The 26,039-nt window shown below is 44.3% G+C and carries 20 protein-coding genes and 1 riboswitch; of the genes, 4 read left to right on the forward strand and 16 right to left on the reverse strand.

Annotated elements, in window-relative coordinates:
- The 4 genes from ACESPU_RS20415 to rimP are packed head-to-tail and all read right to left on the reverse strand — an operon-like array spanning window position 1 to window position 5,174.
- Window positions 1-492: a CvpA family protein gene (locus ACESPU_RS20415; RefSeq protein ID WP_005859392.1), complete on the reverse strand. Its 492-nt coding sequence runs from the start codon at window positions 490-492 to the stop codon at window positions 1-3.
- A 2-nt stretch (window positions 493-494) separates the two neighbouring features.
- A complete protein-coding gene (infB, locus tag ACESPU_RS20420; protein ID WP_048927151.1) occupies window positions 495-3,416 on the reverse strand; it encodes a translation initiation factor IF-2 in 2,922 nt (973 codons plus the stop codon).
- A gap of 20 nt (window positions 3,417-3,436) precedes the next feature.
- Entirely contained in the window at window positions 3,437-4,702 is a 1,266-nt protein-coding gene (gene nusA, locus ACESPU_RS20425) for a transcription termination factor NusA (protein ID WP_005867586.1), read from the reverse strand.
- 4 nt (window positions 4,703-4,706) lie between these two features.
- Entirely contained in the window at window positions 4,707-5,174 is a 468-nt protein-coding gene (gene rimP / locus ACESPU_RS20430) for a ribosome assembly cofactor RimP (RefSeq protein WP_005867585.1), read from the reverse strand.
- A gap of 237 nt (window positions 5,175-5,411) precedes the next feature.
- Window positions 5,412-5,522: riboswitch (TPP riboswitch) on the forward strand.
- A 42-nt stretch (window positions 5,523-5,564) separates the two neighbouring features.
- On the opposite strand from rimP, the gene ACESPU_RS20435 reads away from it, so the two are divergent.
- From ACESPU_RS20435 to ACESPU_RS20445, 3 genes are read left to right on the forward strand one after another with little or no spacing between them, the layout of a single operon-like run.
- Window positions 5,565-7,763: a TonB-dependent receptor gene (locus tag ACESPU_RS20435; RefSeq protein WP_005867583.1), complete on the forward strand. Its 2,199-nt coding sequence runs from the start codon at window positions 5,565-5,567 to the stop codon at window positions 7,761-7,763.
- 34 nt (window positions 7,764-7,797) lie between these two features.
- On the forward strand, window positions 7,798-8,385 hold the full coding sequence (pnuC, locus tag ACESPU_RS20440) for a nicotinamide riboside transporter PnuC (RefSeq protein WP_008777886.1): 588 nt from the start codon (window positions 7,798-7,800) through the stop codon (window positions 8,383-8,385).
- Between the two features lie 17 nt (window positions 8,386-8,402).
- Window positions 8,403-9,062: a thiamine diphosphokinase gene (locus tag ACESPU_RS20445; RefSeq protein WP_057328872.1), complete on the forward strand. Its 660-nt coding sequence runs from the start codon at window positions 8,403-8,405 to the stop codon at window positions 9,060-9,062.
- An 80-nt stretch (window positions 9,063-9,142) separates the two neighbouring features.
- On the opposite strand, the gene ACESPU_RS20450 is transcribed toward ACESPU_RS20445, so the two are convergent.
- The 12 genes from ACESPU_RS20450 to ACESPU_RS20505 form a co-directional block, all read right to left on the reverse strand.
- On the reverse strand, window positions 9,143-9,523 hold the full coding sequence (locus tag ACESPU_RS20450) for a hypothetical protein (protein WP_005867576.1): 381 nt from the start codon (window positions 9,521-9,523) through the stop codon (window positions 9,143-9,145).
- Window positions 9,524-9,574: 51 nt separating this feature from the next.
- A complete protein-coding gene (locus ACESPU_RS20455; protein WP_373133632.1) occupies window positions 9,575-11,059 on the reverse strand; it encodes a DUF3868 domain-containing protein in 1,485 nt (494 codons plus the stop codon).
- Window positions 11,060-11,067: 8 nt separating this feature from the next.
- Window positions 11,068-11,625: a DUF3575 domain-containing protein gene (locus ACESPU_RS20460; protein WP_005859412.1), complete on the reverse strand. Its 558-nt coding sequence runs from the start codon at window positions 11,623-11,625 to the stop codon at window positions 11,068-11,070.
- A gap of 42 nt (window positions 11,626-11,667) precedes the next feature.
- On the reverse strand, window positions 11,668-11,955 hold the full coding sequence (locus tag ACESPU_RS20465) for an HU family DNA-binding protein (RefSeq protein WP_373133633.1): 288 nt from the start codon (window positions 11,953-11,955) through the stop codon (window positions 11,668-11,670).
- A gap of 1,071 nt (window positions 11,956-13,026) precedes the next feature.
- A complete protein-coding gene (locus ACESPU_RS20470; RefSeq protein ID WP_195283947.1) occupies window positions 13,027-15,501 on the reverse strand; it encodes a DUF4906 domain-containing protein in 2,475 nt (824 codons plus the stop codon).
- Window positions 15,502-15,518: 17 nt separating this feature from the next.
- Window positions 15,519-17,045, reverse strand: coding sequence for a hypothetical protein (locus tag ACESPU_RS20475; RefSeq protein WP_122378684.1), 1,527 nt, complete (start codon window positions 17,043-17,045; stop codon window positions 15,519-15,521).
- A gap of 21 nt (window positions 17,046-17,066) precedes the next feature.
- A complete protein-coding gene (locus tag ACESPU_RS20480) occupies window positions 17,067-18,161 on the reverse strand; it encodes a hypothetical protein (protein ID WP_009016910.1) in 1,095 nt (364 codons plus the stop codon).
- A 257-nt stretch (window positions 18,162-18,418) separates the two neighbouring features.
- The gene (locus ACESPU_RS20485) at window positions 18,419-19,864 is read right to left on the reverse strand and encodes a fimbrial protein (RefSeq protein WP_039848572.1); all 1,446 of its coding nucleotides are present in this window, start codon (window positions 19,862-19,864) and stop codon (window positions 18,419-18,421) included.
- Between the two features lie 54 nt (window positions 19,865-19,918).
- Complete coding sequence (locus tag ACESPU_RS20490) at window positions 19,919-21,046, reverse strand: fimbrial protein (RefSeq protein ID WP_009016908.1); 1,128 nt, start codon at window positions 21,044-21,046, stop codon at window positions 19,919-19,921.
- 41 nt (window positions 21,047-21,087) lie between these two features.
- Entirely contained in the window at window positions 21,088-21,999 is a 912-nt protein-coding gene (locus ACESPU_RS20495) for a FimB/Mfa2 family fimbrial subunit (RefSeq protein WP_009016907.1), read from the reverse strand.
- Between the two features lie 42 nt (window positions 22,000-22,041).
- Complete coding sequence (locus ACESPU_RS20500) at window positions 22,042-23,301, reverse strand: fimbrial protein (protein ID WP_048927147.1); 1,260 nt, start codon at window positions 23,299-23,301, stop codon at window positions 22,042-22,044.
- A 225-nt stretch (window positions 23,302-23,526) separates the two neighbouring features.
- A complete protein-coding gene (locus ACESPU_RS20505; protein WP_048927146.1) occupies window positions 23,527-24,855 on the reverse strand; it encodes an ATP-binding protein in 1,329 nt (442 codons plus the stop codon).
- Window positions 24,856-24,987: 132 nt separating this feature from the next.
- Between ACESPU_RS20505 and ACESPU_RS20510 the strand changes: the two genes are divergently transcribed.
- The gene (locus ACESPU_RS20510) at window positions 24,988-25,989 is read left to right on the forward strand and encodes a site-specific integrase (RefSeq protein ID WP_048927145.1); all 1,002 of its coding nucleotides are present in this window, start codon (window positions 24,988-24,990) and stop codon (window positions 25,987-25,989) included.
- Window positions 25,990-26,039: the final 50 nt, after the last annotated feature.

The following is a 26,039-nucleotide window of genomic DNA, read 5'->3' on the forward strand; positions in this document are numbered from 1 at the left end:
TCATTCTCCTAATGAAAACAAATTATGTGGGAAAATTGTTGGTACTATTTGCTTCACGCTATAATAAAAACGAGATTCTATCTTTGATTGGCGATGAATCAAGACCGATCCACGATCCACGAACTCCAGCGCGTTCAACAGCAAACTGGTAAAGACCAAAACGACCAGCAACCCGAAAAAACCACCAAACAAATGGTTGATAACGCTCAACGGTGTCGCCCCTACCACCTTGGTAACCAGTTCACCCGCTAGGATAAATACCCCCATAATCAAGATAAAACCCGCTATATAACTCAAGATCGTAACCCCTTCTTCCGGAAACCAACCCAACGCCAAGATATATCCTTTCAGCCAAGCCGCCGCTTTTCCGCAGAAAAAGATCGCGATCACTAGGGCTATAAGCGAAACAACCTGTTTGATGATTCCATCAAACAGGCCTTTCACAAATCCTATCCCTGCCAGACATAGCAATGTAATGTCCAACCAGTTCATCGTTATAACGTCTTCTTAATTTCTGTCTCTTCGTAAGCCTCGATCATATCGCCCACTTGGATATCGTTGAAGTTCGTAATATTCAAACCGCAATCCAAGCCAGCCACGACCTCTTTCGCATCGTCCTTGAAACGTTTCAAAGAGCCTAGCTCGCCGGCATAAATCACGATACCGTCACGTATCAAGCGGATCTTGTTCGTACGCTTGATCTTGCCTTCCTTAACCATACATCCGGCAACCGTACCGACCTTGGTGATCTTGAATACCTGCTGAACTTCCACATAAGCGGTAATCTCCTCCTTGATCTCCGGAGAAAGCATGCCTTCCATAGCGCTCTTCACCTCCTCGATCGCATCGTAGATGATAGAGTACAAACGGATCTCTACACCTTCCTTCTCGGCGTTTCTACGTGCTTGCAAAGACGGACGAACTTGGAATCCGATAATGATAGCGTTCGAAGCCGCTGCCAAAACCACATCCGACTCGGAAATCTGACCAACCGCCTTATGAATTACATTCACCTGAATCTCCTCGGTAGACAAACGGATCAAGGAGTCGGACAAAGCCTCTACGGAGCCATCCACGTCACCCTTCACGATCACGTTCAACTCTTGGAAGTTACCCACGGCGATACGACGTCCGATATCATCCAAGGTAAGCATCTTCTGCGTACGAAGACCTAACTCACGCTGCAATTGCTCACGACGGTTAGCGATCTCACGCGCCTCTTGCTCAGTCTCCAATACATTAAATGTATCACCGGCCTGAGGAGCACCGTTCAAACCGAGGATCAATACCGGCTCGGAAGGACCAGCCTTCTCCACCCGTTGATTACGCTCGTTGAACATCGCTTTGATACGTCCTTGATGAGTTCCCGCCAAAACGATATCTCCCATCTTCAACGTACCGTTCTCCACCAATATGGTAGATACATAGCCACGTCCCTTGTCCAAAGAAGACTCGATGATAGAACCAACCGCACGTTTTTTCGGATTCGCTTTCAAATCCAACAGGTCGGCCTCCAACAGTACCTTCTCCAACAACTCCTCGACACCGATACCTTTCTTAGCGGAGATCTCTTGACTCTGGTACTTACCCCCCCAGTCTTCCACCAAGTAATTCATATTCGCCAACTCCTCCTTGATCTTCTCAGGATTAGCATGTGGCTTATCGATTTTATTAATAGCGAAAACAATAGGAACACCGGCAGCCGAAGCGTGATTAATCGCCTCAATCGTCTGAGGCATCACGTTATCATCAGCGGCCACGATAATAATCGCGATATCCGTCACCTTCGCGCCACGGGCACGCATAGCGGTAAACGCCTCATGACCCGGAGTATCCAAGAACGTGATACGGCGGCCATTCTGCAACTTCACGTTGTAGGCTCCGATATGCTGCGTGATACCACCAGCCTCACCAGCGATTACGTTCGCGCTACGGATATTATCCAATAAAGAAGTCTTACCATGGTCAACGTGTCCCATCACCGTTACGATAGGCGGACGGGCTACCCAATCCTCCTCGTTATCATCTTCCTCATCAGCGTTGATCGCCTCGACAACATCCGCGCTTACATATTCAGTCTTATAACCGAACTCCTCAGCCACGATATTGATCGTCTCCGCATCCAGGCGCTGATTGATCGAAACCATAAGGCCGATGCTCATGCAAGTACCGATAACCTCCGTTACAGATACGTCCATCATGTTCGCCAAGTCGTTGGCCGTAACGAACTCGGTCAGCTTCAATACCTTGCTTTCCAGTTCTTCCTGTTCCATCAACTCGTGCTCACGTTTCACAGCGGCGTCACGTTTATCACGACGGTATTTAGCCCCCTTATTATTCTTATTATTCTTGTTGGTCAAGCGAGCCAAAGTCTCCTTGATCTGCTTTTGAACATCCTCTTCGCTAACTTCCGCTTTCACCGGCTTCTTCAAGCGAGGCTTACGGTCGTTATTCGGACGATCGTCACGATTCGGGCGCAGATAATTCGTACCCGGCGTATTATTCACGTCTACTCGATCTTTCTTGATACGTTTACGCTTCTTCTTAGCGTCACCTTCCTCACCCGGTTTAGCAGGAGCGTTCGGTTTAATCAAAGTAGGCGAATTCGGACTCTTATGAGGAGCGCCCGGACCGTTGCTATTATTACCCGGCCGATTGTTATTAAACTTTTGCTTCTCATCACGCTCTTTCCGCTTCTCCTCCTTCGTTTTCTTCTTCGGACGAGTCGATTGGTTAAGCGCATCCAAGTCAATCTTACCGGTTACCTTGATCTTTGATTCCAATTTAACCGAGTTCAAACGGAAAAGATTATCGTCTTTTTCCTCGGTCTTCTCTACTTCCTGTTCCGGTTTCACACTTTCCACCTTAGGTTCCGCAACAACCGGTTGCTTCTCTACGGTTTTTTCTTTTTCCACTTCCACTACTATAACTTTTTCTTCTTTTTTCTCCGTGGGAGCCTGCGCAGGCTGCGCGGGTTTAACAGGAGCTTGAGCAGCGGGAGCGGCAGGCGCTTCCTTCACTTTCGGCTCTTCCTTTACCTTAGGCTCTTCTTTCACCTTCGGCTCCTCTTTAGCCTTCGGCTCTTCCTGCTGTTTTTTATGTTGTCCACCATCCAAATCGATATGACCCTTCATTACGATCTTAGGCCTGAATTCTTCCGGTATCACTGTCTTTATTTCCGCAGTCTTCTCTTCTTTCACAGAAGGAGCCTCTTTCTGCGCACGATCCGCCGCAAAATTACGATCTTTCTCAGGCAGATCCTTTCCAAACTCTTTTACGAGCAAAGCATACTGTTCATCACTGATCCTCGTGTTGGGATTATCCTCAACCGAGAACCCATTCCGGTGCAGGAACTCAACCACCGTGTTGATTCCCACGTTCAATTTTCTCTGTACTTGAATTAATTTTATAGGCATATCTAACTTTGTCGTAATACTTATTCGTTACCTTCATCTTCAAATTCCGCGGATAAGATAGCTAAAAGATCGTCCACGGTCTGCTCTTCCAGATCGGCACGTTCAATAATCTCATTGCGGTTCATAGCAAGGACGCTCTTCGCCGTATAGCATCCTATATTCTTCAGTGCGTCGATCACCCAGCTGTCGATCTCGTCGGAGAACTCATCCAAGTAGATATCCTCCTCGTCCGCTCCTTCGATATCACGGAATACGTCAATCGTATACTCAGTCAACATACAAGCCAACTTAATATTCAGACCGCCCTTACCGATCGCTAAAGAGACCTCCTCAGGACGTAGATAAACCTCAGCTTTCTTTTCTTCCTCATTTACACGGATAGAAGAGATCTTAGCCGGGCTTAAAGCACGCTGGATAAACAAAGAGAGATTTGAGGTGTAATTAATCACATCAATGTTCTCGTTTCTCAACTCGCGAACGATTCCGTGAATACGAGAGCCTTTCATACCTACGCAAGCACCCACCGGGTCAATACGGTCATCGTATGACTCGACAGCCACTTTGGCACGCTCTCCCGGGATACGGGCGATCGCCTTGATCGTAATCAAGCCGTCATTAATCTCCGGAACCTCCAACTCAAACAACCGCTGCAAGAAGACCTTATCCGTACGGGAAAGAAGGATCTTCGGGTTGTTATTATAGTTATCCACACGTTGAACGATCGCACGTACGGTCTCTCCCTTACGATAGAAATCGGTCGGGATTTGCTCGGATTTCGGCAGTAGCAACTCATTACCATCGTCATCCAGCAACAGGATTTCTTTCTTCCACACCTGATAAACCTCAGCGGCGATGATGTGGCCGATTTTATCCTTATACTTAGCGTACAAGCTGTCTTTCTGCAATTCAAGTATCTTTGAAGCCAAAGTCTGGCGCAAGTTTAAGATCGCACGACGTCCGAAGTCCGCGAAATGCACCTCGTCGGTCACTTCCTCGCCCACCTCACAGTCGGCGTCGATTTTACGGGCCTCCGTCAACGTAAGCTGCAAGTTCTCATCCTCCAATTCATCATCAGCCACAACCGTACGGTTTCTCCAGATCTCGAAATCACCTTTCTCAGGATTGATAATCACGTCATAGTTCTCATCCGTGCCAAACATCTTGGCGATCACGTTACGGAACGAATCTTCCAAAACGCTAATCATCGTATCTTTATCGATATTCTTCAACTCCTTGAACTCCGCAAGGGTGTCAATCATACTGATTGTTTCCTCTTTCTTGGCCATAATCTTACTTGAATCTTATTAAGTATTTTGTATATTTTATTTCATCAAATGTATACGACTCATCCTCTATCACGGTTACCTTCCGCTTAGCGCCCTCCGGTTTCACCTTCTTCTCGACAGAGACAACCACACCGTTCTCGTCGGCAGATTTCAACACACCTGTCAGCTTCGAGCCGTTTTTCAACAGCATCTCCACCTCGTTTCCGATGTTCTTGACGTATTGGCGAAGTACCTTAAAAGGAGAAGTAATGCCGGCGGAGCCAACCTCCAGCTCATAGTCCTCGACGTCACGATCCAGATGCTCCTCCAAATACCGGCTCAACTCAGCGCAATCATCAATGCTTACCGCTTCATCGTTATCAATTTCAACGACTATCAGGTTCCCCGGTTTAATCACTACGTCTACTAAATAATTGCTTGAAGAGGCTAGTTTTTCCTCTACTAATTGGCTTACCACTTTCTTTTCTATCATACACATATCTGTTAAGAACAAAAGAAGGGGACTACCCGCCCCCTCCTCAACTTCACTTAATCGCCCGCAAATATACAAAAAATCAATGAGTTCTCAAAATATCCTCATCTTTTTGCAGAAAAAATTAATACGACACAAACCGGATTACGATCGATAGTAATCAGAATTAATATCTATAGAAATCCGATTTACTATTGATAGTAATATTTATTAACATTTTTATGCCTATCTTTGCTGCCGAATACGAAGGGGTGCTCGCGGAATCCTTCACGAAAGGAGCGGGCTGAGATCATACCCATAGAACCTGTACAGGTAATGCTGTCGTAGGGATTCATGCTTCTCCGATCCTTTCTATTCATCTATTTAGTTTTAAAGCAAAAAGATGAAAAGATGAAAAATGTATTGGTTATCTTGGCCGGCTCCTTGCTGGCTACAACCGCCAAGGCACAAATGCCTAGTCCGGTCGACTCCTTGAAAATCTCAAAAGACGTATCTTTAGATGAAGTGGTTATTACCGCTACCAAAGTCGGGAAAGAGACCCCGGTAGCTTATAGCGACATCTCCAAACAAGAACTAAGCAGCCGGAACAACGGGCAAGGTATCCCATTCCTTATCTCCCAATCCCCGTCTGTTATCATGACCTCGGATGCCGGAACGGGTATCGGTTACTCCGGTTTTCGTATCCGGGGTACAGATGCGAACCGTATCAATATCACGATCAATGGCGTACCGGTTAATGACTCCGAGTCTCATACCGTATTCTGGGCTAATATGGCCGATATAGCTTCCTCGGTAGAATCGATCCAGATCCAACGAGGCGCCGGAACCTCTACGAACGGAGCTGCGGCTTTTGGCGCTACGGTCGCCATGCAGACCGAGAAACCGTCCTTAAAGCCTTACGGCGAATATTCCGTATCAGCAGGTTCTTTCGGTACGCTGAAACATACGGTAAAAGGCGGCACTGGATTACTTTACGATCATTTCGCTTTCGACGCCCGCTACTCCAATATCCGTAGCGACGGCTTTATCGATCGTGCCTCCGCCCGTATGAGTTCTTACTATGCCTCCGCCGCTTTCTATGCCGATAATACATTGATTAAATTCCAAGCCTTCGGGAACAGCGAGAAGACCTATCAAGCATGGAACGGTGTTCCGTCTTATTTACTTGACACAGATCGTAGCTATAATCCATGCGGAGAATATGAGGAAGATGGAGTGAAGAAGTTTTATAACAATCAGACGGATAATTATTGGCAACACAACTACCATTTAATGGCCAGCCAGCGTATCGGAGATTTCTGGAATATGAACCTGACCCTTCATTACACCGACGGAAATGGATATTACGAGGATTATAAATCGAAAGCCAAATTCAGCAGTTATAAACTACCGGAATATATCGATCCGGAGGGTAATACCGTAAAAAAGACGGACCTTGTGCGCCGTAAATGGCTCGACAATTATTTCTATGGGGCCGTTTATAGCGCGAACTATCAACGTGACAATACCCGCCTTACGCTGGGAACCGCCGTCAACAACTATGTAGGCGATCATTTTGGCCGGGTAATGTGGACCAAAAGCGCAAACGTCTTGCCACAACCGGATTACGAATATTATCGCAATACCGGTAAGAAATTAGACTACAACGCATACGCTAAATTGACTCAACGTCTTTCCCCTCTTTTCACCGGCTATCTGGACTTACAATACCGTGGGATCCATTACACCATTAAGGGAAACGATGACAAAGCCGGGGAAGGACTGGACATTCGTAAGAACTGGAACTTCTTCAACCCGAAAGCCGGAATAAACTTCCATAACAATGGCCATAACGCCTTCGTCTCTTTCTCCGTCGCTAACCGGGAACCGAACCGTGACAATTTCACGGAGGCAGGCCCCGAGGAACGTCCTACCCACGAGACCTTATATGATTACGAGGCCGGTTATAGTTTTGGTAACGACCGTTTCCGGTTTGGAGCCAATCTCTATTTCATGGATTACAACAACCAATTGATCCTGACCGGCAAGATCAGCGAGATCGGCGAGGCCCTCACTTCCAATATAAAGGATAGTTACCGAATGGGTATCGAGCTTACCGGAGGTGTACAAATCACCTCTTGGCTAAATTGGAGCGCGAACGTAACCCTCAGCCAAAATAAAATCAAGCATTTCGTGGAATACGTGGATAATTGGGATACCGGAGGACAAGAGATCAATGATCTAGGCACAACGAATATAGCTTTCTCACCCAATCTAATAGCGAACAGCATGTTCGATTTCGTTTACAAAGGGTTTATCGCAAGTTTCAACTCACAAATAGTAGGCCGCCAATACATAGACAATTCAAGCAGCAAGGATCGTTCCATCGATCCCTACTTTATCAATAGCCTACGTATCGGTTACGCCTTCCAGCCTAAGTTCATGAAAGAAATAACCCTAGACGTGACTATCAACAACCTCTTCAACGAGAAGTACGAGACCAACGCATGGGTATACTCGTATATCGAAAACGGCACACGTAAAAAGGATGACGGTTATTTCACCCAAGCCGGCACGAACGCCATGGCCAGGATCACCTTCAAATTCTAACTTAATTTTCAATTATCAATTATCAATTACTAAAATGGTTTGGCTAGAATACTTCGGAGTAATAACCGGTCTGCTCTATCTCTTTCTAGAGATTAAACAACATAAGGGCATGTGGGTGGTGGGATTCCTCACCTCCCTCGTGTATGTCTTTGTCTTCCTGTCCGCTAAGATTTATGCGGACATGGGATTGCAAACCTATTACGTAGGAATCAGCATATACGGTTTCTATCAATGGACCCGGAAGAAACATGAGATACACACGGAAAACGACAGTCTTCCCTCCGACCGTATCCTATACACCCATCTGAGCCTTCCGCTTTTCGTGGGGATTATCGGAACATTGGCCGTTGTATTCGCCATCTTATGGTATCTCCTTCATCAATTCACGGACTCTCCCATCCCCGTAGGCGATGCGTTCACCACGTCGGTAGGCATTGTCGCTACTTGGATGCTGGCAAGGCGAATTATCGAGCATTGGATTTTTTGGGTAATCGTAAACCTCGTTTCCGTATATCTTTATTACCTTCGGGGCTTGTATCCGACGATGCTACTCTATTTTTGCTATGCGACACTAGCCATTGTGGGCTATTACAATTGGCGGAAGAAAGGGGAAGAGTTTTAATTTATAATTTATGAATTATGGGAGATAATACGGAAGTGAAGGAAAGAGGATGTGTGATCGTAGCGAATGGGAGATTTCCTTCCGCTGAGTTACCCTTGAGATTATTAAAGGAAGCGAAAACGATTATCGCTTGTGATGGAGCCGTAAAGACACTTTATGAAAAGGGTATTCATCCGGACGCTATCGTAGGAGACTTGGACAGTATACCCGCCGACCTGCGCAAACGCTACGCAGACCGAATCCACCATGTAGAGGACCAAGAGATCAACGACCTCTCCAAATCCATCCGCTTCGCCCATGCCCAAGGCTATCGAGAAGTTCTCATATTAGGAGCTACCGGATTGCGTGAGGATCATACATTGGGAAATATATCCCTTCTTATGGAGTATGCCCCCTTATTCAAGCGGGTGGAGATGTTATCCGACTATGGTCTTTTCACACCTATCTTAGAAACAACGACTTTCGCTTCTTATCCGGGGCAACAAATCTCCATTTTCGTTCTTTATCCCGAAGGGGAGATTAGTACAGAAGGACTCCGCTGGCCCATTTGCCAACGAAAGCTCACCTCATGGTGGCAAGGAACTCTCAACGAGGCTTTAGGAAATCAATTTACCGTCACCCTCTCCCCAGATTGCCGGGTGATCATTTACAGGGAAGCTCCCCATACAAAAAAATAGTCCTGAAAAGTATCACTACTTTTCAGGACCGTTACACCCCTCAACTTTACATGCTTAAATAAGAAGCGTTCGCTTCCTTATCAAGCAGATAATTTTTTTAACTCATTCTCTTTCCATTCGGAAAAACCTTCTACCCTATCCCTTATCTGGAACTGTAGCTTATCGTCGGCAACCAACTTCAGCACAGCCGTAGGAGAAAGGGGCAAATACATATCATTCACGGCGAAAAAAGCTTTCAGTAAAACCACGTCATAGTCATCGTGGATTACTTCTTTCTTTAATACAACCGAAACCTCCATCTGAGTCAGATAGTAGGCTGAACGTTCGTATGCGCACCAAGCATCTCCTTCCAGATACAGATAGACATTGTTTGGATTATCTACCTCATGAGGCAGAACCAACTCTACTACATCTGATGCTTGTTCCATATAAAAGAAATTATTATTAATATTTGTCTTCATGACATTTACAAATTAAGTGCCTTCTACCCTATACATAGGGAGGAATAGCTATCATTTTACAGCGTTGAAACTATCAAATACCGCATTATCCTCTATTTTCTTGCGCAATTCCTCTAAATTTATCGCCGCGGCCTTTACTCCCATATCCTGAGCCTGCTTCAATAGAGATTCCGCTTCTGTCAAATCACCAGTCAACATACTTAACACTCCTTTCGCGTGAACCGCCTCCGGGGCGTTCCCCGCTTTCGCCAAATAGTTCTTAGCGGAAGCATAATCACCCTTGCCCATAGCGATATTCGCGGCGTTAAGATTCGCTACCGGATCATTCGGGAACATACGAACAGCGATATCAAATACATTATTATATTCGTCACTACCGATCTCATAGCTGTTAGCCACCGCGAACATCTCCCCTAAACTTAGCTGTTGCGGACGAGTCTTGATGATCTCACGCCCCTCATCCTCCGTAAACTCACGTACCGTATAATCAATCTTATACTCCGAGCGACGTAACGAAGGGAAAATATCTTTCAGCACATAACGGAAAGCGGCGCCACCACCCAAGGCACGTAACTTAGCCTCCTTGCGATCCGGATCATCCGAGCTATCGATAATCGCCAATACCTCGCTACGATTCGGTACATTCGGATCGGCCTCTACCTTTTCCTTAAAACCGGCCCAATCTTCCGGTTCCGAGCTCATCGTGAAGAAATCAGCCTTGAAGTCATTCTTCTGGCGGATATAGTCACGTAACGCTTTGACACGATTATCCGCCAATTTCTTATTACTAGCGTAAGAGCCTTCCGGTGAGGCATATCCTTTCAGTACGATACCTGTCGGTTTCACGTTCTTATCCTCTGTAACGGTACGGATCGTATTATTGATCTTCGCCAACTCCACCGCATTATTACGGAAATCAGGAAGAATCTGATATTTACCCACTTGGAAGTCTAAGAAAGCCGTACCGACCTCCGCACGATGCTTCTCCGTCTCTGCCATCGGCGTGATATAAGAGAATGTAGGCTGAACCTCATAGCGCTTATCCGGACGACGACGAATCTTGTCAGCGATCAATAACGGACTACCGGCCTCTTCCTTACCGCAACCGCATAGATTCGGGTCTAACACGACACGTGCGTCTTTCATCCAATCCTCAAAAGGCACGGCGGTTTTATAACTTACCACTTGATCTTCCTTCCCGGCTTTCAAGATAGTATAATGAGGTACGTCGTTCAAATTATCCAAGGCGACCTCACGGTTATATACTTTCTGGCGGATACGTCCGTTCACCAAAATAGAAGGAAGCCCCTCTTTTTGCGAAGCCGATTCCAAGACGGGGGTCAGTTCCAAATAGCTACGGGATTTCACCGCATCGCTACTTACCGTCACCACGGCATCGATATACACCGAGTCGCCCTTCTGTACCACGTCGTTACAAATCACTTTAACCCCATCCGAGGCAGTCTGTCCCATGATTGCCGGAGACACGACGGCCATCATAGCCGCCATCATATATGCATTTATCTTCTTGTTCATCGCTTGGGTCATTTAATAAAGTAAATAATAGAAATAGCGGCTTTCGTAACCCCGAAATAATCTTTCGTATCGCTTTTCAATACGGTTCCGCAAGTGGCACAAGGATATTTATCATAATCCAGATGCGCCCAACCAATACCCAGCACGGCTTCCATGCTCCACCGGTCACTCAACAACCACTGATAGCCATAAGAAAGTCCGGCTCCATACAAATTACCTTGATACCGATGATTCTCCATATTCTTGCTCAAGAACTTCAGACCTCCAACATTGTAATCCGCATAGTGCGCATGCAAGCCGAAGAAATGTCCGTTGAACTTCTCGCACAACCAATAACGAGCTTCTGGTTGTACCAGCCAATGTTTCATACGAGCCTCATCGCCAAACTTCCATCCATTATAGTTACCGGATAGATCTAGCGACCACTTTTTCGCCAAGCCAACCTCTACGCCCAAGTTGATCGTAGCAGTCGCATCATAGAGCAAGTTCGACTTCACCGCGAACTTCTGGCCGTAAACGCCTGTCGTAGCTACCAAGAGCAGGACTAGGAAAAGAATTCTCTTCATATCGAATATTTTTTCGTTTTTATTATACATTCATGAATGCCTTCACTTCGACGAGCTCGCATTCAACCGTTTAAGTAATAACTTACCGGGCTTAAACTTCACGCTTTTACGAGCCCTTATTATATAAGCCACTCCATTCCTAGGATTTCTGCCGATCCGTTCGGTTTGTTCCCAAGCGGAGAGCGTTCCAAAGCCCAATAGCATCAAAGAACCATCACTTTCCAAAGCCTCTGTCGTAGTCTCTTCCCAAGCTTGAACAAAGCGCATCGCCTCCGCTTGCGTAACCGACAATTTATCAGCCAATGTTTTCACGAGTTCTCTCCTATTCATCCCTTTCACTTTTAATTTGTATCACAAAAGTAGATTATAACATTTCTTAGCACGATAGGTGTGAGTTTCAACTTTAAAGGGTAAACCTACCAACTGTCCTTGATTGATAAGAACACCTATTCATTTCAAAGAAGGTGATAGGAACACCGACACTTTATAAAGACAGCAAGGGGCAGACTTGTGTAAGCCTGCCCCTTATCAGTCATACTGTATTTATCAGACTCGGATTCTATTAACACCATCAATCCGCATCATCCACTTCTAATTCTTAATCTCCTCCTTGCGGATAAGGTTCTCAAGGTCATTCACCTCCTCCAAGGAAAACCCCGTAGATTGGGCGATCACAGCCGGATCCGCCCAAAAGTCTTACCTGTTTGCTCGTTTGCCAGAACCACGTCCGTTCGCCATGAAGGGAACTCGGGAAGGCTGAAGTTCAGAAAACGTATCTATGCCGTAAAGGTAAGGACTATTTTCCGAATAAAAAATCTCGTCTAGATAAAATAAGCCATTCATATCACTTTAGTATCAAAGATCAACCTGTTAGCCAAACGAACATTATCTGATCCTTTTGATCAATATAAGACGCATATCGTGGCATTCCCTTTTAATGAAAGCCACGTAATAAAGGCGTGGAGCGCCGCTTTATTCATGTTTTAGGATAAAAAAGGACGGTTTTCAACGCACATTAGGAGGCAAAAGCCTACACATACGGTGGCGTTGGGCACCACCTACCGTGCCGTTGGGCATCGTAAGCGGTCGCTAATAGGGTTATAAGCGGTTGCGAATGGGCATTCTTGCATCGTTACACCCCAGTCGTAAGCCTGTTTTTCCCCTTTTCACCCTACTTGATATGAATTACGATGAACTAATTTAGCTAGAATGAATGGGCGTTTTTCAGCATCTACGTATATGCTAAGCAATTACTGTTTTTTTCTTGCGTATTTGGAGGCAAGCCGTAGGTTGGGCGGAAAAAGGGATTCTCCGGGAGTTAAGGATACAAAGTGTCAGATTGATTTCAGTTAAATAGAGAGAGACGCAGCATGCTGCGTCTCTACAACTAGATATATCAATTTATTTTTCACTCCTCACACAACGAACAAACATGCCGTTATTCGTATTTAATGTTCCGACATTAATAGGAACATTGGTATTCAGAGAATACCAAAAATCTATAAAAAGCATATTCGTATCAGCATTAGAGTCACCAGATCCAGACCAATAAAAAGCCCCATATCGATGGGCTGTATTATAGAGAAGTCGACCTCCACCCAAATATCCAATACCAATCTCATCAATCCCTGTATCCTCTGCAGCACTCCCATGCTCAGTCATAACAGCCTTTCCATAAGAGAAGAACAAATTGACAGGTTCTCCAGTAGAACGAACCATTAATGTTCCTTTAGCCGGATTGCAATCTATAGTTTCATCTATAACCGCATTGCCTTCTGAATCCCACTGCCAACCAAAAGGAGTATTCTCAACCGGACAACTATCATCATACACATATCCTCCATATGTAAATAATGTATTTTTCTCCGTAGCACTCTTAATAGCACTGTAATGGCTAGCCGCAGGAACTTTATAACCACTCGGACATGGACCTTGTCCATACTCCCATTTGTATTTTTCATTGCGCATGTCCTCCGATGTTTTTTCTTTCCAATTCAAATGCTTATTACCATAAGTCACATCCCATGGTGTATAATAGGAATCTGAAGCCCCTCCTTGATAAAAATATCCAGATTGGGTCGGAGCGTTGGTGATAGAGCCTTTTGTCGTACAATTGAATAAAGACCAAGTTGCCCCACCATCCAACAATTGCGTATCCGCATAACCTTGACGCAAATAAATCATATGCTCGCAACGGTTATTATGATAGGTTACCTTGATAGCGCCATAACGATTGGTGGAAGAACTTCCTGTGCTCGAATTCGGTTTATAATTAAAAACAATATCACCTCCAGTACCTGTAACAGACTTCGATGTTCCGACGACAGACTGTCCGTCATCTGTAGATAGCGTAAACCAATCCCCAGCGGTAATAGTAGCTGTCCAAGGGCCAATAGAATTCAATATCTCATACTTTCTCTTCTCCTTATTAAATTCTCGCACCTTAACTTTGACAAGCTCCCTGTTGTCCCATTTCTTATAGAAAGCTATCGGATCGACCAAACGGATAACTTGATTGACAGTTACAGTTTTAGAGATTGATTTTCCGTCCTTCCCTGTAGCCGTAATCGTCACGGTATTAGTTATGTGATCCTTACTACTAATATTCGTTTTCTTCGTGATAACTCGAATCGTATTCGTATTTTTATCATACGCACCAATCTGGAAATCCTCACGATTTGAACCTTCCACACTCCATGTACAATTATCAAACCAACCATGGTCTGTCGGCAACTTCACTTGGATATCACTTATAGAGCCTATCCGATACCCGATATAAATATCATCCACCGTAAAATCCCAGTTAAAATCTTTCGTCACACGCCAAGAAGCCTCGTCAACCCCGCCCTTACCGGTAAGATTAAGCGTCACGTTATAGTGGGCGTTTCGCTCTACCACAAAATTGGTAAAAGCGTCATCTCCTAAGAAAAAGCGATAAACAATCTTCCCACTAGCACCCATTTCTGAATACTCCGCTTCCACACGAATATAAGAACAAGTCTTATCCGCTTCCACAGTGGCAACATCCTTTATTGGGGTGTTACCTAAACTGGCCGGGGTTTTATATGCCTCTACATACTTTCCGTCTTTCAGTAAGCAGACACCATCCGGTTGCTTATTCTCATACATAAAGAAAACACTGTTATCTTTCATTGAACTAACATTCTCTACCGGATTGGAAAATTCGATCATATCAGCCTCCGTTATATAATCTGAAGGTGACGGATTTGCCGGGATTAAGTTGTTCATAAACAATTTACCAGTAGCCGGTACTTGATGCAAAGATACTTTTAGGGGCTTGATCGTACGATCTTTCAATCCAGAAGTATTCACAGATACGGATATCATAGCGTAAATACGCTTTAACGAAAGGATGGCAAAACCTTTTCCTCCGCTAACTGATACATCATCAGCGGATGCGCTCATTACCATCTTTGGCAAATTATCTAACGTTCCATACGATAGATTATCTATCTTATCGAACGGCTCCGCACTCAAATCAGATTCTGCGTTCGCAATTACTCGTACACGATAAGAACCATTCTGTAAAGCTATATCGTAATTAACCGCCTTATTCTCTTCGTTATTATTTACGGTAAGGCCATTCAAGGCTGCACCGGTCAAATACAATCCTTTAACTAAGCGATTATTATCCTTATTATACACAAGGATATTCAAATCGCTAATAGCATTAGCATCAGTAGCTGAGGCTTTCGTGAGCGGAGAGATCACGTCGCTAGCGGAAACGCTCAAGGACAGTCGTAATCCATCAACATTCTGCTCTCCTCCATTCACTTCCGTCTCTTCCATGCAGGAACCTAGTCCTAGCATTAACAGGCCCAAGAACAAGGCATATATATTTTTTATCGCTTTCATAATATTCTATTTACTGTTTAATTAAAGTTTGCGCTAACATCTTTCCCAACCCAAGGAGCTACCCATATATTAAACTCACCTGTTGATTGTTTCAACATTCCTGTCACATGATAATAGTTACCGTGGATCAAACCGTCCGTGCATTCATCCGCTTTATATTCAGGGTTGATTGGGATGGAGTATTGATAGTCCGTACTCTCTCCGGTAGAAGTTATATCTATTTTAGATACGGTTCCACCCATTTCCAATTCTTCCGTATTGATAATAAACTTAGTGTTTGAACCTTCTCCCCAGCCCCCATCTTCATCCCATGTGGGATGAAAACCTGTAGACTTCAACTTATAAGTTGCTATTTCCTTTTTATCACCCTTAACGTATTCCCCAACTATCTTCACAGACAAGGCTTTTGTTAGATCACTGACCTTGTCTCTTTCATACGTGTAAAAAGATAAATTGACCTTAGTATCTGCCATTCCTCCTAGGATAGATCCATCTCTCAAACCAATCGCATCATTCAATTGATTTGTGGGGATAATCAGTTTCGATTGTGTATTCACATTCAATACTTGAACACTTATCAAATTAAACAACCATGTTGGAGTTGTAGTAGTTATCGCCATTGTAATAGGGTTTCCCGAAGAAAAACTTTCTATATGCGCATATTTATTACTAGTATTAGGTTGATTAGCACAGTCTTTATCCGCAGAGTTATTCCATGCCCGCGCTAACGCCTTAGCACCAGCTGGAACTTTTTCTCCCGATCCTGTTGCCTTCAATGCACCAGACTGATCCACATATACAATAACAGGTTTATTTTTGTTAGATGCGCTACTCATTCTTTTAGATAACTTATTGATAATGTCATCCATAGAATAACCATCCAACGTCCACTTACTCGTAGTCGTAGAGCCTTCCATCTTCGGCAACTCCACATCCAAGTCCAACTCTACTTTCGCCGCCAATTGCTTCAAATGGACATCCTTGCCGCCAGAAATCACACCGCTAGTAGCGGTAAATTTCATATCCTGCTCGCCTGCCTTTATCAAGGTTTTCGGATCGAATGTATAATAACCCTCTCCACCCAACGTACCAGTATAAGTTACCGTCTCGGCACTTAACCCATTATAATCCATTTCCGCATAAGACGCAACCTTGTCCTCCAATGGATTCACGATAGCTACCACCTTCAGTTCCGTGTTAAGCGGCAAGGTCAAACCGGTCAGTTTAAAGGAGCCGGAACTTTGTGTCCCGACAAAACTGCCATCACCTAAGGTTCCGGTCTTAGAAATCAAGTATTTCCACTCGTTATCTACCTTCTTGAAGATAGAGACAAAAATATTGTTTATGTTAAGTTCATCCGCCGTAGCGTACTGATAAGTACCATCGGCATTTATCACTTTCGTCTCCACGCCCTCAGTAGAGAAAGAGATCGAAACCGTACCTGTTTCCATCGGTCGCTCATCTATCAGCTTCTCTTCCGTACATGCGGTAAAGGCCAAGAGCGCCAAAAATCCTGTCAATACTATATCTTTTAACTGCTTCATGTTATGTTTATTTTACCCTGTTTACTTAACTGGTTCTCCAAAAATATCACCGACACTCAAGGTATTCGGTATCCAATCTTCAATTACAAAATCAATATCCTCGCTGGCATTACCTATTGTCACAGATAACTTATAGAGATTCCCCCCAACAACCTTCACCGCATCTCCCGGCTTTGTCTTGATCGGATAGGTACGATCCATTACCGCACCATCGACCTTATAGGTTATTTTCATGAAAGTCTGACGATCTACATCCGTATTATCATAGCCATAAAAACGGATCTTATCGTAAGTACCGTAAATGTCTTTCTTCGGATCACTCTGGTTCACATCGGTTGGCTTCAGAATATTATCATCTACTCCGGAAAAAGAGCTACCATACTCACCTACCACTTTAGCGCTTAGCTTAATGTTCAGCATCTGTACGGAAACGACCTCTACATTCGGTACTACCGGATACTCACCATCCACCTTTTCTTTACTCGTGTCTACCACCTTGAAGGAAGCCAGTTCAAACGCCGCAACTCTCTGCGATACGGGAATTGTTATTTTGTTACAATTCCCGTCATCGTGAGTAGCCAATTGAGTAGTTGTTTTATAAGATCCAATGGGTTGTTCTCCTACTTTTACTAGAAAATTAGGATGTTCTGCCAACTCTACATCTTGAATATCCGCTATGGTTGTACAAGCCAATAACTTATCGGCAGTCGTCTGTGTCAGGTTCGCCACCGCATAAGCCGTAAGTGCCGGCTTATCACTTGGCACTTTCACGATCATGTGGCGCTCGATATCCGTAGTAAAGGACTCGCTACTCGTCTGCAAATCGCTCGTTGCGTACCAATAAGAAGACAATACATTGTCATCTTTAATAATAGCTACAAAACAATTACTGATAGAAGATTCCGTAGAAGTAACATCATTGGGATTTTCCGTTATTTCACCAGCCTTGGTCATAGAGCTATTGCCGGAAAGAGAGAAGGCAAAAACGGCCTCGGTGTTTGCGATATTCGTCCCAACGCCTCCCATATCCACGTTATTCAAAATATCGTCTTCCATGGAGCAGGACACTCCGATGCAAAGGAAGCATAACAATGCTAGTATATTCTTTATTTTCATAATGGATTGAATTTTTCTCTTGTTTTACGCTAGCAAAATTAGAGGAATCCATTATTCGGCACGATAGGCGTAACTTTCAACTTTAAGGGGTAAAACTAGCATATTGGAAGTAGCGTTTTAAGGGTGTGGCTAAAGCTATCTTAGGCGATAGGGATACCTATGCAGGGCGCAAATCCATCCATCATAGGACAAAAAAACGGAGCCCGGAAATTCCGAACCCCGCCTTTCGCTGTTTATTTAAATATAAAAGAACTTAATCAATTCACGTCATCCTCATGTTGCGTAATGACTGTCCAAGGCTGCACCTTTACGCTAAAGCTGATGCAAGCGTTCAACTCGCTAGTATCGGGATCCTTGGAACCCTCGCCGGTAATAGTGGCATATACCTTATATATATTATTGCGTTGTACGCCTATAGCAGCACCATCGCTAATAGGGATACGGTAATAACGGTTCTCTTTGACCACTCCATTATTTGTCCAAGTCCCTTTAAGGATCAACAGGGTTTGGATATTTCCGGTAGGAGCATCGCTAGGCTCTGGATCTTTTGTCATGTCGTGTGTTGTTCCATTATACTCATATACGTAAAATTGAGCCATTTCCGGAAGACTGCTGTTATTTGTACCGGAGGTTGTCTTATCAGAGAACGTTTGCCATGCGGGTCCGGAATAATTGACCTCACTGCCACTCATGTTCTTACTGTGATTATTACTTACCATGTTTATAGAAACCTGCTCCTTGATCTCTTTGGCAAACTGAGCGACATTGTTTGTACCCTTCACCAAGTAATAATCATCACGTATATAATCACATCCATGGCTGAAAGGGCCGGCGGCTTGCTCCAATGAGTAAGCCGTAGCGTCACCATACAATTTAGACTTAGTACTAACATTCGCTACGTATACGCCTGTCAATGTAAATGTAGCACCTTCATAACTCTGCGTGAAATTGCAATCCAATCCCTCTAACTGCACCCGGGCTACATGGCGGGTTAAGGAAATATTATCAGTCGAGTTCTCCTCAGGATAATAAGCATCACCCTCAGTCCATTTGTCGCCGTTTTTAATGATTGTCGTATGATTGGAGCCTATATCAGCTTGTTTTGTATTCTTAATAGACTGATCATTAGCTATTACCCAATTATCGTAATCCGTCCCAGCCACAAGCCCACCGATTGTGACAATCTGGCTAAACATCGGGACATAAGTAGCTTGAGTTGACGCATGTACATCCGCAAAACTTACGATATTCGAAAGCTCGCCGTTCGTTATATCCCCCCATGTAGAAGGAATTTTATCAAGCGCTGTATTCGCAAAGATTACCACTTTCAATTGCGTAGAAGAAACTTCACCTGCCGCCATAGCCTTCACTTTAACAACGATATCTTCAATCGTTCGCAACTTTTCAGAGCCGGAAGCCTCCACTGTTTTCATGGCCGCAAATTTATCGTTAGCCGCATCACCGTCATTATCCGCATAAAATAAATAAGCGGTCAGGCTCCTTATAAATTGCTCGTTTCCACTGCCTACTTCCGTTGTCGCTTTTGTCTGTATCCCATCCAAAGCCGTAGCGGTAAGAGAGACGTTCGCATCTATCATCTGATAGTTCTCTTCCGGTATCTCGATGCCATTCGAGCTATCGTCCGAGCAGGAGGCAAAAGTGCATACGGCGAAGGAGGCTAATAATAAATGTCTTAGTTTCATATCCTTTTGTTTTTTCTTGTTTATACTAAATTTCATTCCCTATGATTCCATTACTTAGTCTATTACCGGATGCTGCATTACCGGGCCCCAGCCTACTACCTGCACGGCTATATTCAAGTTGGTATCTACCTCGGGTTCCGGATCCGGACCTGGGCCCGGGTCTGGCGTTACGGGAATATTGTCGAAACTTTCGCCGTCAAAATAAATACGGAGACGGTAAACGTAGTTGCGACGGATGAAATTATGATCATAGCCGTTCTGCAAGCCACCCGCATTGATCACCGCCGTGAAGATTTTCGTATGGTCCTGATAACTGGAATTTCCCCGTAAGGTAGCTTTTACGGCGATCATCGTGTGATCGTCGCTTTTCATATTTTCCATTACATAATGAACGAATGGCGTATTGGATATCGAAGTGCCATCATTTACCAACAGATCCTCGAACGAGGTATCTTCCGAATTTCGCACGGCATCGGGAGCCTCTGTCTCTCCCCAATCCGCCTCACTGAAATAGTAAGACTTTGTCTTCATATTGTAGATGCCTACCGCATCGATTCGCACCTCACGTCCGGCGAACGGCGTTCCGGCAAAACGAGTGGATATATTCACCAAATCAATACGTGCGGCTACACGGGTCAAAAGGATCGGGTCGGAGATGCCATCCACATTCTGATCGCCAAGATCCGTATATCCTAAATAGTTATCTTCCTCAGATAAAGCGGATTTTGTAACGATCACTTGACTACTCATCGTTAGGTTCGTTTGCGATTGCGAGGAGAGGTCTACCAAGCGAGTCTGGAACTCATCGTAGGTAGAAACGGTAGATAATAAATCTCTCGGCACGTTCGCCAAGACAATGATCCGTGCCCGGACAGCCTTCGTTGTCGGCACATCGGCTATTATGGCGGAATGTTCCGCCCCGGAAAGAGCCTCCCATTTATAACCGAGCAGTTCCGTGCCGGTCTCATTAAATACTACCACAGCCAAATTATTGATATAAGCCTCACCCTCCAACTCATTCACGTCATTGGGGTTATAGGCTTTCGTAGCCGTACCGGATGCCTTGACAGCGACGGACAGCTTAGCGCCTTCTAAGGGAAGAACCGGATCCTCATCTTTAGAACAACTCACACAAGCGAGAATCGCCAAACCGGATAAAAATATGTTCGCTAATAATTTCATGTTCGTATCGTATTTCTTAATTATATATGATGAGGTACCCTTTAATGCATCGGAATATCTTCTTCCACTACTCCCCAAGGACGAACGGTTGCCCGGACGGATAAGGTTCCGCCCTCACCCCATTCAAGGATCAGATGGGTATTCTCTCCCGCGCTCGTATAAATAGGATCACCGTTCTCGTCTACCTTGGCCGAGCCTAACGAGACTCCATTGGCGCTTATCGACACAGCCATATCCTGTCCCGGACAAGCGGTTTGCATAGTAGGGGTTATCCATTCAACCCCGGACTCGTTCCATGCACCTTCCGGATTATAATATACGCTATCGCCAATCTGCGTGCCACGGTAATCAAAACCACTTAATGTATTATTCAAGTAGAAGTCGCAATCCACGGAACTTCTCAACCCCATCCTGCCGAGTTGCTCTTGCAACCCTCGGGTCTCGATCGTGACCGTACCCACTTTCGGACGAATCACGATCTCAGTCTCCTTCGCTACGCCTCCGGCTTTTGTCAACACTTGTTCGCTACCATAATAAAGGCTGTCCGGGGTAACCGCCAAACCATCTTGGCTTTTCAACATCACTTTCAAGTCCTCTATGGTCTGGGCCTCCGATACGGATTGCTTTTCACCCAAGGCATTCACGTTGCCCCATGCCACGATACGTAGACTACGATCGGCGGTATAGCCATCCAAAACGATCTCATTGCGGGAACGGATAAAGTTCTTATCCAAGCTACGTTTCTCCAAGTAATTCAGATTCTCGTCGAATATATACAGATCGGTAGATTCCATCCATCCGTATTCCGTTATATCGTCTCCCTTGATATTCTCGACCTTCAGTTTGAGCGTATAGCATTGATCCAAATCCTCCTTGATGCAGCTAGTCGCTATAATAGCGAACAAAGCCACAACCAAGAGAAGCAATTCCTTTGTAAACAGTATGTGTTTCATAATCCTAATTTTTTCTTATCAATTATTTTACCCTATATTGCTTTATTCTACTTCCTCATGGATAGTCTTCACGTTCCATGGCTCCACTTTCACGGATGCGCTCACGTTCGCCGATACCATCGGATCGTATGGGATCTCGGAACCGGGGCCGATGATGGTCAAGGTGATCGCGTATTTGTAGTTACGTTGGACGTAAAACCCACTCTTCTCTTCCGTACCACCAATCGTCACTTTTTCTCCAACAGGAATCGCGTAATAACAATTCTCTTTCGTAATAGACTCTTTCGCACCTTGCGGGAGATAAGTATAATCACCCTTTACGAGCAATAGAGTGTGGTTTGCATAAGCCGGATTAACATTAGATTCACCTGCATTAACTTCACCTTTTATATTCTCATAAACATAAAATTCATGATTCAAAGCCTCATCACTTGTTGTATTTTCTTGAACTAACATATCTCTTAACGACTGAGTCCCTTTCTTGTAAGAACCTTCGTCAATATTCCCTGAAAACTCTCGACCAACCATATATTTTAAATATCCAAGAGTCGGATCTGTAAAATCAATTATTTTCTCTATCGCTCCCCACTCTTCTTTAGAAGCCACATTTGAAACACCTTTTGCGCTTGCGATAAAGACTTCTTTTAAAACGAAGTTTTTACTTATATAATTCGCAGTATCGGGATTACTATGCGTTACCCGAGCTAAAGCGATCGAAGCGACATTACGAACCAAAGGAACTGGGCCTCCACCATGAACTTCCTGGCCTGTTTTTCCATTCACAGTTATCTCACTCTTCTCATCAGCATAACCTATATAGTTAATCGTATTCGCAACTAATGTCACATCAAGCACCCCACTACTCATCGTCAAACCTTTTTCCAAGGTCTCGTCGGCCAGATTGATTGTTGTTTCAAGAAAGTCAGTTATATCCTTTGCCTTTGCCAATTCAGCTTGGATAGCCGGGGCAGCGTTCGCCACAACCACGACCTGAGCATCACCCGCATACACGTCTTGCGGACCGACATCCTTTGTCCCATCAAGGTTAGGAGTAGCATCTTTTGTATATATCACACTCCATCCATCAACTCCAAACACCCCAACCGTTAGCGTATTCACGTCCGCATCCGTTGGAGTAGTTTCTCCGGTCTTCGTAACCGCCCCCTCCTCACTCTTGATAGCCAAAGCTAGTTGAGCTTTCTCCAAGACAGGAGCCTTTGGAATTTCTATTTCATTATCATCGGAACAAGCGGCAAATCCGCATAGCACCAACGATAAAAGAATGTATTTCTTGAATCTCATAGTATAATATTTTTTGTTCTCACATTAATATGTGACAAAAATAGAAAGGATATATCGTGGCGCTGATAGGCAGAACTCTCTATAATAAGAGACAAATGTATCAATTTCATAAAAGTGATAGGTTTCCCTACCTTTTGCAACTTTCACCTATAGAAAAAGGCTCAATCCGTGTATTTTATGCTACCGGGGTGGTACTCGGATCATCCTAGTAACAAATATACATAATCACTTAAATTCAGCAAAATCATGGCAAGAAAAAAGCAAGACCCATTTCCATGCAGGGATCACCTTGATCTCCTTGCCTTCTCTATTGAATGTATTTTCCTCGTCTTTCGTGACAATGATAAGATTCTCGCATCCGGTCACCGAGGCGGCTTCCAGCAAGCCTTTGATTTCCCTTTCTCTCGTACTCGCATCCACCATATCCCAAGTGACCTGTATGAGTTGTATCACGTTATCCTCCCGTTGAAGCACAAAATCGCACTCACAATTTCCTTGATAGTAGGTAATCTTGTCCGAAGGGAGCCGCATCCGGTTCAGTTGCATAAACACGGTGTTTTCCAGATTTTTCCCATTGTCGTTGCTCTGCGGCATAAGCACGGCACCACGCATACCGTTATCTATACAGTAGTATTTATCAAGCGATTTCTGTTCCTTTACCAGCGAACGGTCGTATTTGGAGATTCGCGCGAACATGAAGATGTTACAAACATAATCAGCCCAAAGATACAGGTCATCCTTACTGACTTTAAGCCCTTGGGACTTGATGTCCTTGTAGATGGCATTGATGGAGGTAGGCTTGGTGAGATTGGCCATGACACGCTTGACGAAATACCGTACCACACCCGTATTGGATATCTTGTAATGTTCGGCCAAGTCCTTCAATATCATCGTGTCGAAATAGCCGTGAAGCAGTTTCAACTGCTCCGACCGGGATGACGTCAATACGATTTCGGGAAAAGCGCTTGCCTGATTGTATGCCTCGAAAGCCATCTTCAATCTTGCCCTGTCCTGTTCCAAATAGCTATTAGTGGCGATTCCCTTGAAACGGCAATATTCATTGAACGAAAGCGGATAGGTCTCGTATTCCAAGGGATATCCGCGCAGAGCCGAACTTAACTCTGTGGACAGCATGGTAGCATTGCTTCCGCACACATAAATGTTCTTACAATAAGATTTATAGACACGCAAGACGAAGTATTCCCAATCCTTAATCAATTGAATCTCGTCGAAAAACATATACACATCTTTTATGGGTATATCCGGAAACATCTCCATGTATGAAACTATCACATCATCCAAATCATCGGATGACATATTTTTCAAACGCTCATCATCAAACCCCAGCCATAATATATTTCTAGGGGAAACCCCTTCACGGACAAGCCCATTGATAGCGATCTCCATTAATGTGGACTTACCGCAACGACGCACACCCGGAACCGTAATGATCTTGTTTCGGTTGATCGGTAACTTTATGTCTCGCTCAATCACATCAAACGGAATTTCGCTTTGCTTGATGGCAATAAGAGATTTGATGACATCTTTCCTCATGATTTTCTTTTTTTATAGGACAAAGATAGGATTTATTTCCTAAATTACAGGAAACAAACATATTGATATTTCCTTGAAATTAGGAAATACTATACTGAAAAACTTACATAATCACTTAAATTCAGCAAAATCATGGCAAGAAAAAAGAATGAGATGAAAGCGAAAGAGCCCGTAAAGCTCCGGTTCAAGAAACTGTCGAACGCGAACCAGTCCATATATCTGGACATCTATTACAAAGGAAAGAGGTATTATGAGTTCCTCAAGCTCTACCTCACCCCGGAACGTTTCCCTGAAGACCGTGATAAGAACCGGATCACTTTGCGCTTGGCCAATAGTATCAAGGCACAACGGATCATTGATCTTCAGAACGAGATTTATGGTGTCCGTATGATAAACGGGCTCGGGAAAAAAACACTTTTAGAATTCCTCTCGGAATTGTCCACCGATAAATCCGCGCATGGCGACAAAGCCTATTCCCTACGATTAAGAAGTCTGGCCAATCATCTTAGAGACTATATGCCGCAATGCTTGCTTAAAGACATAGATACCGGTTTCGTGAAAGGTTTCATCGCTCACTTGCGTAAACAACCCTACCTCAAAAGCGACTTCACGATTCACGGTTATTACCGGCTCCTGAATGTCACACTCAATAAGGCGGTCAAAAAAGGACTGATCCTCTCGAATCCTTGTGGTTCGCTGGATACAGACGAAAAACCCCACAAACCTACCAGCCTGCGTACTTATTTGACCCTAGAGGAACTAAAGAGGTTAATCCGGACAGATTGCGCATGCCCAGAGGTAAAAAAGGCTTTTCTGTTCTGCTGTTTCTGCGGACTCCGGATCAGCGACTTGACCGCTCTTAGATGGGAAGATATGCAAAAAGAAGGAAATGATAAATTCCGTTTACAGATCATACAAAGAAAGACGAAAGAGGCTATTTATCTCCCATTGTCCGAGGAAGCGATAAAATACCTTCCCGCAAGGGAGAATGACAATGACAGGGTCGGCTTGATATTCCATCTACCTAGCCTCACGATTATATGTCAGGTATTAAAAGGCTGGGCCTTAGCCGCCGGCATCAAGAACAAGAAAGTGACCTTTCATGCCGCGAAACACAATGCTTTTGCTATCTAACTGAAAATTAAATAGTTCTCTTGTTATTTTTATTTAATAGGTAACTATTT

Origin of the sequence: Parabacteroides sp. 20_3, assembly GCF_964238835.1 — a bacterium.
Taxonomy (GTDB): Bacteria; Bacteroidota; Bacteroidia; order Bacteroidales; family Tannerellaceae; genus Parabacteroides; species Parabacteroides distasonis.